This window comes from Mycobacterium sp. (genome assembly GCF_050701675.1).
In the GTDB taxonomy this organism is placed as follows: domain Bacteria; phylum Actinomycetota; class Actinomycetes; order Mycobacteriales; family Mycobacteriaceae; genus Mycobacterium.
The window spans coordinates 1-8,346 of record NZ_JBOGDD010000182.1 but is presented as its reverse complement, the minus strand read 5'-3'; the positions used below and the strand labels follow the sequence as shown (position 1 = coordinate 8,346).

Sequence of the window (8,346 nt, the reverse complement as noted above, 5' to 3'; positions counted from 1 at the left end):
GAGCAGCAGATTCGTCAGTGCGAACGGGCCGAGGAAGTTGGTGCCCAACGTCATCTCGAATCCGTCAACGGTTTCGGACCGGTGCTGGACGACCACCCCGGCGTTGTTGATCAGGATGTCCACGTCGCCGTCGAAGAGCCCGGGGAAGGCATGCACAGATGCCTGATCGGCGAGATCGAGCTTGACGACCGCCGTGTCACCGCCGATCTCGGCAGCCCGTTGGGCGCCCAGTTCGAGGTTGCGGACGGCCATGATCACGTGGGCGCCCGCACGCGCCAGAGTGCCTGCCGTCGCCAGGCCGACTCCGCTGGTGGCTCCCGTCACGATGATGCGCTTGCCGCTCAAGTTGCCGAGTCGCGTCGGCGACCAGTGTGATGTCACGCTCAGAGATTAACCACGCCGTCTGCGTGACATGTCCGTATCGAGCGGCCACCCGGGAGCAGAATCGTTGACATCACCGAGCTCGAGTGGTTGATTACCTGGAAATGGCCGTAATTCCGGTCAGCTCTACCAACTTCGGTTCTGCCCACGTCGGTTCAATGAGGAGCCAGTTGCCGTCATGATTGACAGCGCCCGCCAGATCGAGAACCTGCTCTACACATACGCAGAGCGCATCGATGCGGGCGATCTGGACGGTGTGGCCGAGCTGTTCGCGCATGGCCGGATCTGCGGGCTGCAGGACGGTCCGCCCGAGACCGTCTTCGCCGGGACCACCAAGGTGCGGGCGATGTACGAGATGGCGACCAGGCTGTACGAGGACGGCACGCCAAAGACCAAACACCTCACGAGCAACGCCCGCATCGACGTCGACGACGAAGCCGGGACGGCGACGAGCACGGCCAACTACCTGGTCACCCAGGCCACGCCGGAGCTGCCGTTGCAGGTCATCGTCACCGGCCACTACCGCGACACCTTTCACCGCATCGACGACACGTGGTGGTTCGACACCCGAATCATGTTCGTCGATCAGGTCGGCGACACCAGCCACCATCTGAAGTTCTGACCGGCGTGGCGAACCCGTTCGATGCGGCTCAGCTCACCGCGACGGCGCAGCAGAAGGAGGGCCTGCAGGACTGGGGTCCGCTGCCGTTCCAGGAGTCGCTCGCGGCACTGGCGGACGCGTACGCCGCGGCCGATCTCAACGACATCGGCGGGCACGTCCTGCGCTCGGGCCTCGTCCACAGCCTGCGGATGCGGCTGCGCGCCCAGGAGTGGATCCGCAGGCATCCCGAGATCACCACGGAGACGATCGTCGCGCCCATCGTGGTGGTCGGCATGATGCGCAGCGGCACCACGCTGTTGCAGCGGCTGCTGGCTGCCGACGACCGCTTCCACTGCGCGTACGGCTGGGAGGTGGTGGAGGTGGCGCCGAAGCTGGACTACCAGTGGTCGGGGAACGAGGACCCCCGCATCGTCATCAGCGAGAAGCGTGAGGCGACGTCGCGCGAGCTGGCCCCGGAGTTGTTCGCCATCCACCCGATGTACGCCCGCGAGCCCGAAGAGGAGATCGTCTTCCTCTCCGACGCGTTCCTCTCCCACGTGCCCGAGTCGGGTGCGCACGTCCCCGGCTACCGGAGTTGGATCGATGGGCAGGACTTCGCCCCGGCGTACGCGTATCTGCACCGAATGCTGCAGTTCCTGCAGTGGCAGAAGCGTCGGACGGCCGAGCGGTGGGTGCTCAAGTCCCCCGCGCACCTCGGATACCTCGACGCGCTACGCGCTCGGTTCCCCGACCTGCACGTCGTCCACATGCACCGCGATCCTCGCGAGACCATCCCCTCTGGCGCAAGCCTCAACGCCACGCTGCACGCGATGCACTCGGACCGCGTGAACCGTGACCGCGTCGGCGCCGAGTGGTTGCAACGGATGGGCTGGACCAACGACCGCGCGATGGCCACCCGTGCCGGCTGGGTCGACGACTCGACGACGTGCACCGACATCGAGTTCGCCGACGCGGTCGCCGATCCGATCGGCCAGGTGTCGCGCGTGTACGACGCGATCGGCGTGCCGTTGACGGCCGACGCGGAATCTGCGATGCGCCGCTGGCTCGTCGAGCGCCCACGCGAGCCGGCCCGCCCGCCGTATGCCGCAATCGACTTCGGGCTGAGCGACGCCAAGATCGACGAACGGTTCTCGACCTACAACGCCCGATTTCGCTCCGGTGCAGAACCATTCAGGAGGATTTGATGTCCGAGCACACCGGCGATCCCGTCGCGACGGCGTCGCAACACGAACAGGAACTGGCCGCGCTCGACCTCACCGAACACCCGACCGTGAAGGCGGCTTACCGCAGCGTCGCCGAGACGTGGCTGGGGCGCGCGAAGGCCTCCGATGCGATGCGCGCAGTGTTCGACGACGCCTTCGCGGAAGTGATGTTCTCGGCAGCGATGTGGTCGTCGAATCAGGACAAGCTGCGGCCGAAGGTCAGCTGCATCACCCGGCTGGGCCACCCGGTGGCCGGCCGCGCGGTTCCCGGATCACGTTGGGGCATCGACAATCCCGACAGCGTCTACCGGGTGATCCCGATCTCCGGTGACGAGCGCTACGAGATCCGCGGCCGCGTCGGAGCGAACCGCATGGCCGAGAACTACTTCACACTGTGGGATGCCAACATGGGCACCGTCGCCGTGCTCAACGGCCGCACCATGGAGGTGGAATCCGATGGATCGTTCACCATCACCGTCGACTCCGACCCTGCGGGCAACCGGCCCAATCACGTGCAGTCCACCCCGGCGGCGCACGAGTTCTACATCCGCGACGTCCTGCTCAACTGGGATCGCGACGACGCGAATCACCTGACCGTGCACCGGTTGGGGGCGGCGCCGGACACCCCTGCCCGCACGCCCGACGAGCAGGCCGCCGCCACGGCCGACATGATGGCCTACTTCGCCAACTTCACCGGCAAGCTCAGCCACGGCGTTTACAAGATGGCGCCCAACGACTTCAACCTGGCCTGGTCGGCCGACAAGGTGGGCGCCATGCGCAACCAGGTGTACGTGATGGGCCGGTTCGACCTCAGCCCCGGCGAGGCATTCGTCGTCGACGTCGCCGACGGTGGGGCCGAGTACTTCACCGTGCCACTGAGCAACATCTGGGGCACCACTCTGGACATCGTCGACAGAACCGGCAGCCTCAACAAGGCCCAGTCGGTGCCCAACGACGACGGTACCTACACCTACGTCATCTCCGCGTGCGACCCCGGCGTCGCCAACTGGATCGACTCCGACGGGTTGAACGAGGGCATCCTGACGCTGCGGATGGCCGAGTTCGGCGGCGACGGACCGAAGGAGGATCTCGGTGCCAGGGGGCGGGTAGTGAGACTCGACGATCTCGAGGCCGAGGCGCCGACGCTGCGCCGGGTGTCCGCGCAGGAGCGCGCGACCGAGCTCGCCGACCGACGCGCGGCGTATCTGCGCCGACTGCCCGAAGGGGCGAACTGAGATGGGCCGCTGGTTGATCACCGGATGCTCCACCGGCATCGGCCGTGAAATCGCCCGCGCGGCACTGCAAGCCGGGCACTCCGTGGTGGTGACGGCGCGACGCACCGAGACGGTGGCGGACTTCGGCGACGAATTCGACCGTGCCCTCATCGTGGCCCTCGACGTCACGGACTCCGACCAGATCGCCGCGGCGGTTCGCGCCGCAGACGACGCGTTCGGCGGGATCGACGTGCTGGTCAACAACGCGGGCAACGGCTACCTGTCCGCGATTGAGGAGGGTGAGGACGATCGGGTCCGCAAGCTGTTCGACACCAACTACTTCGGAGTGGTCGACACCATCAAGGCCGTCCTCCCCGCCATGCGCGCCAGGCAGTCCGGGCACATCGTGAACATCTCGTCGATGACCGGCCTGGTGGCCAACCCGCCCAACGCGTACTACTCCTCGACGAAGTTCGCCCTCGAGGCGTTGACCGAGGCCCTTGCGCAGGAGGTCAAACCGTTGGGCATCAAGGTGACCGCCATCGAACCCGGCGCGTTCCGCACCGACTGGGCGGCCCGGTCGATGTGGGAGTCGTCAACTCCGATAGTCGATTACGACGAGAACGTAGGAGCCCGCAAGACGATGATCAAGGAGTTCGCCAATCACCTTCCCGGCGATCCGAGAAAGGTCGCCGAGGCCGTGCTGATGGTGACCACACTCGACGATCCGCCGCTGCGACTGCTGCTCGGCCGCGACGTGCTCAAGGCGGTGCGCGACAAACTCGCCGCGCTCTCCGCGTCGATCGACGAGTGGGAGGCCGTCACCAAGGACGTCAACTTCCCGAAGCCGACATGACCGGAGACATGAAGATGGGAACCCTCGATGGCAAGGTGGCCTTCATCACCGGCGCCGCGCGCGGAATGGGGCGGGCGCACGCGGTCAAGCTGGCCAGCGAGGGCGCCGACATCATCGCGATCGACGTCTGCGCGGAGTTCGACTCGACCGACTACCCCGGCGCCACCGCTGAAGACCTGGCCACCACCGTGAAACTGGTTGAGCGCCAAGGTCGTCGGATCCTGGCCCGCCAGGCCGACGTCCGTGACGGCGAGGCGGTGGACGCGGTGGTTGCCGATGGCGTCGGTGAGTTCGGCCGCCTCGACATCGTCATCGGCAACGCCGGAATCATCAGGGTGAGCGATACCGACGATCGCCGTCGGACGTTCCGCGACGTCGTCGAGGTCAATCTGATCGGCGTCTGGAACACCGTCGATGCGGCGATTCCTGCGCTGATCGCCGGGGGGCGCGGCGGATCCATCGTGCTGACGAGTTCCACCCAGGGCATCAAGGCCTCGGGTACCGAACGTGCCGGACTGCAGGGCTACGCCGCGTCGAAACGCGCTCTGGTAGCGCTCATGCAGGGTTGGTCGCTTCAACTCGCCCCGCACTCGATCCGGGTGAACACGATCCACCCCAGCGGGGTCGCCACCGACATGATCATCAACGAGACCACCATGTCGCTGGCGGCGGCGGGCGACCCTTGGCTGGCCACTCAGCAGAACGCGCTTCCCATCGCCCTGGTACAGCCGGAGCAGATCGCGACCGCGGTCGCCTGGCTGGTCTCCGATGCCGGGTCGTTCATCACGGGCACCTCTTGGCCGCTCGACGCCGGCTTCACCCTCAGGAGTTAGGGCGTCGACATGTCTTCGGCAGACTGGGACGAACAGGTCGACGTGGTCGTCGTCGGGTCGGGCGGTGGCATCACCGGCGCCTACACCGCGGCCCGCGAAGGCCTTTCGGTCGCGCTCATCGAGGCAACCGACAAGTTCGGTGGGACGACGGCGTTCTCCGGCGGCGGCGGGATGTGGTTCCCGTGCAATCCGGTGCTGCGCCGCGCAGGCTGCGACGACACGATCGACGACGCGCTGGCCTACTTTCACGCCGTGGTCGGCGACCGCACGCCGCGCGACCTCCAGGACGCGTACGTGCGCGGCGGAACACGGTTGATCGAGTACCTCGAGCAGGACGACGGCTTCGCGTTCAAGGTCCTCCCGTGGCCCGACTACTTCGGCCGGGCGCCCGGTGCCCGACTGGATGGGTTGCGGCACATCGTCGCCAGATCGCTGCCCGCGAGTGCACTCGGCCCGTACGCCGACCGGGTGCGCGGCCCGCTCGACAACGAACGCCTTGGTGCGCCTGCACCGGAACTGCTCACCGGTGGCCGGGCCCTCATCGGTCGGTTCCTCGCCGCACTTCGCCGATATCCCAACGCCGCCGTTCACCTCGAGTCGCCGCTGACCGAACTCGTCACCGACGGCGGCGGCGTGGTTACCGGAGTCACCGTCCGCCGAGATGGCGGGCAGGTGCGGATCGGCGCTAGTCGCGGCGTGCTGCTGGCCGCGGGCGGTTTCGAGCAGAACACCAGGATGCGCGACGCCTTCGGCGTACCCGGACGCGCCGACGACACGATGGGCGCGCCGGGCAACACCGGTGCCGCACACGAAGCGGCCATCCGCATCGGGGCGGCCACCGACCTGATGGATCAGGCGTGGTGGTCACCGGGACTCACGCACCCCGATGGCCGGTCGACGTTCTCGCTCTGGTTCACCGGCGGGATCTTCGTCAACTCCGATGGCAGGCGGTTCGTCAACGAGTCCGGCCCGTACGACCGGCTGGGTCGCACGATTCTCGATCAAATCGGCAGCGGTGCAACGCGATTGCCATTCTGGATGGTCTATGACGACAGAGAGGGCGAAATCCCCCCGGTGAAGTCGACCAGTGTCTCGCTCGTCGAGACCGGGCGCTACCGCGAGGCCGGCCTGTGGCACACCGCCGACACGTTGGACGAGCTTGCCAACGCGATCGGCGTGCCTGGCGCCGACCTCGCCGCCACCGTGACGCGCTTCAACGAGTTGGTGTCCGGCGGCGCCGACCACGACTTCGGTCGTGGCGACGAGGCCTACGACCGCACGTTCACCGCAGGCGCGTCACCGTTGGTGCCGATCGACCGGCCGCCGTACCACGCGGCCGCGTTCGGCTTGTCGGACCTCGGCACCAAGGGCGGCCTGCGCACCGACACCCAGGCCAGGGTGCTCGACACCGCAGGGCGGCCCATCCCCGGCCTGTACGCGGCAGGGAACACGATGGCCGCCGTCAGCGGGACCGCCTACCCCGGCGGGGGTAATCCCATCGGGGCGTCGATGCTGTTCAGTCACCTCGCCGCGCTGCACATGGCGGGAAACCCCGCGCCACGCTGATCGGTCGAACGCCGGACACCGACACCCCGCGAAAGGCATCATCGGCCCATGCCTTCCTCTCTGCTGCGTTACGCCGACCGCCGCGTCCTGATCACCGGCGGCGGCTCCGGCATCGGGCAGGCCACCGTGCTGCGGATCCTCGACGAGGGTGGGCGGGTGGTCGCCGCCGACGTCAGCGATTCCGGGTTGAAGGACACCATCGCCAAAGCGGGGGCGCACCTCGACCGGCTCGCCACCGTGCTGATCGACGTCGGCGACGAAGACTCGGTCCGCCGTGGCGTCGCCGAGGCGATCGATGAGCTGGACGCCCTGGATACCCTGGTGAATGCGGCGGGCATTCTGCGGTCGTCGCACTTCACCGACACCACGCTGGCGGACTTCGAGGCCGTCCTGCGAGTCAATCTGATCGGCACGTTCCTCGTCACGCGCGAGGCGATTCCGGCTCTGCGGCAAGGCAATGCCGCCGCCGTCGTGAACTTCAGCTCCACCTCGGCGAGCTTCGCCCACCCCTACATGTCGGCCTACGCCGCATCCAAGGGCGGTGTCCAGGCGATGACGCACGCCTTGGCTCTCGAGTACAGCCGGGAGCGGATCCGGTTCAACTGCGTGCAGCCCGGGTCGGTGTCCTCCGGAATGACCGACGGCGTCGGCGAGTCCAAGCAGAGCATCGGACCTGGCCTGCCCGATGACATGGACTTCTCGTTGCTCGGCAAGATCCGGGCGGTGTTGCCGGTGGACGACGGCGCGATGTTCGCCAAGCCCGACGCGGTGGCCGCGGTGGTCGCGATGCTCGGCTCCCCCGAGGCTTACTGGGTCACGGGCACCGAGGTGCGCGTCGACGGCGGCACCCACATGTAGCTCGTCGGGTCCGACAATCCCTGGTACGGGGGCCGGGCTGGGATAGGTTGACCGCGAGCCGCTGACACACGCGGCGCAACGGACGATCCGAGAGATTCTCAGACATGCGAGTTGACGGGCGGGACATCACCGTTTCCGGTGACCTGCTGCAACCGCTGATCCGTCGCACGAACGACATCTTCCGGCTCGTCCTTGCCGCCACGTTCCTGGCCGTCGTCATCACCAGTTCGCTGATCACCCGGCGGGACTGGGTGGCTTTGGAACGGTCGATCTCGGGGATCGTGGCGCTGCTCACCCCGACGCAGTCCAACTTGGTGTATCTGGCCTACGGGATCGCGATCCTGGCGTTGCCGTTTGCGATCCTGTTCGGGCTGATCACCGCCCGCCAGTGGAGGCTTCTCGGCGCGTACGCGACCGCAGGTGTGATCGCCGTTCTCGCGCTGTCGATCAACTCGAGCGGCTTCGCGGCGCCGCGCTGGCACTTCGATCTCGACGACCGATTGCGGACCCTGCTCTCGCAGTTCCTGGACGATCCTCGGTGGATCGCGATGCTGGCCGCGGTGCTCACGGTGTCGGGACCGTGGCTGGAGGCGCGTTGGCGCCGATGGTGGTGGACCCTGCTGTTGGCATTCGTGCCGATTCATCTGGTGGTCAGCGCCGTGGTGCCCGCGCGGTCGTTGCTCGGCCTCGCGGTGGGATGGTTCGTCGGGGCGTTGACCGTGCTCATCGTCGGGACCCCTGCGCTGGAAGTGCCGCTGGACGGCGCCGTCCGTGCGATGGTCCGCCGCGGGTTCGCGGTGACCGGGTTGACGGT

8 protein-coding genes and 1 pseudogene are annotated in these 8,346 nt (G+C 67.5%); 8 read left to right on the top strand and 1 reads right to left on the bottom strand.

Annotated elements, in window-relative coordinates:
* On the bottom strand, positions 1-381 hold a 381-nt coding region (locus tag ACRDUX_RS05385), incomplete at its 3' end, for an SDR family NAD(P)-dependent oxidoreductase (protein WP_526411732.1).
* Positions 382-559: 178 nt separating this feature from the next.
* Between ACRDUX_RS05385 and ACRDUX_RS05380 the strand changes: the two genes are divergently transcribed.
* The 8 genes and pseudogenes from ACRDUX_RS05380 to ACRDUX_RS05345 form a co-directional block, all read left to right on the top strand.
* Positions 560-1,003 (top strand): nuclear transport factor 2 family protein, encoded by a 444-nt coding sequence (locus tag ACRDUX_RS05380; RefSeq protein WP_526411730.1) that lies wholly within the window; start codon positions 560-562, stop codon positions 1,001-1,003.
* 5 nt (positions 1,004-1,008) lie between these two features.
* Complete coding sequence (locus tag ACRDUX_RS05375; protein WP_526411728.1) at positions 1,009-2,187, top strand: sulfotransferase; 1,179 nt, start codon at positions 1,009-1,011, stop codon at positions 2,185-2,187.
* Positions 2,187-3,440 carry a hypothetical protein gene (locus ACRDUX_RS05370; RefSeq protein WP_526411726.1) on the top strand — a complete coding sequence of 418 codons (1,254 nt, stop codon included), beginning with the start codon at positions 2,187-2,189 and terminating at the stop codon, positions 3,438-3,440. Before ACRDUX_RS05375 ends, ACRDUX_RS05370 begins: the two co-directional genes overlap by 1 nt.
* 1 nt (position 3,441) lies before the next feature.
* Positions 3,442-4,275: an SDR family oxidoreductase gene (locus ACRDUX_RS05365; protein WP_526411724.1), complete on the top strand. Its 834-nt coding sequence runs from the start codon at positions 3,442-3,444 to the stop codon at positions 4,273-4,275.
* Between the two features lie 14 nt (positions 4,276-4,289).
* Positions 4,290-5,108 carry a mycofactocin-coupled SDR family oxidoreductase gene (locus ACRDUX_RS05360; RefSeq protein ID WP_526411734.1) on the top strand — a complete coding sequence of 273 codons (819 nt, stop codon included), beginning with the start codon at positions 4,290-4,292 and terminating at the stop codon, positions 5,106-5,108.
* Positions 5,109-5,117: 9 nt separating this feature from the next.
* Positions 5,118-6,674 carry an FAD-binding protein gene (locus tag ACRDUX_RS05355; protein WP_526411722.1) on the top strand — a complete coding sequence of 519 codons (1,557 nt, stop codon included), beginning with the start codon at positions 5,118-5,120 and terminating at the stop codon, positions 6,672-6,674.
* A gap of 48 nt (positions 6,675-6,722) precedes the next feature.
* Positions 6,723-7,532 carry an SDR family NAD(P)-dependent oxidoreductase gene (locus tag ACRDUX_RS05350; protein ID WP_526411720.1) on the top strand — a complete coding sequence of 270 codons (810 nt, stop codon included), beginning with the start codon at positions 6,723-6,725 and terminating at the stop codon, positions 7,530-7,532.
* Between the two features lie 104 nt (positions 7,533-7,636).
* A pseudogene (locus tag ACRDUX_RS05345) lies at positions 7,637-8,346 on the top strand (TIGR00374 family protein); the annotation flags it as partial.

Coding starts and splice junctions, on each gene's coding strand:
- ACRDUX_RS05380 (WP_526411730.1), top strand. CDS start 560: ATGATTGACAGCGCCCGCCAGATCGAGAACCTGCTCTACACATACGCA.
- ACRDUX_RS05370 (WP_526411726.1), top strand. CDS start 2,187: ATGTCCGAGCACACCGGCGATCCCGTCGCGACGGCGTCGCAACACGAA.
- ACRDUX_RS05365 (WP_526411724.1), top strand. CDS start 3,442: ATGGGCCGCTGGTTGATCACCGGATGCTCCACCGGCATCGGCCGTGAA.
- ACRDUX_RS05360 (WP_526411734.1), top strand. CDS start 4,290: ATGGGAACCCTCGATGGCAAGGTGGCCTTCATCACCGGCGCCGCGCGC.
- ACRDUX_RS05355 (WP_526411722.1), top strand. CDS start 5,118: ATGTCTTCGGCAGACTGGGACGAACAGGTCGACGTGGTCGTCGTCGGG.
- ACRDUX_RS05350 (WP_526411720.1), top strand. CDS start 6,723: ATGCCTTCCTCTCTGCTGCGTTACGCCGACCGCCGCGTCCTGATCACC.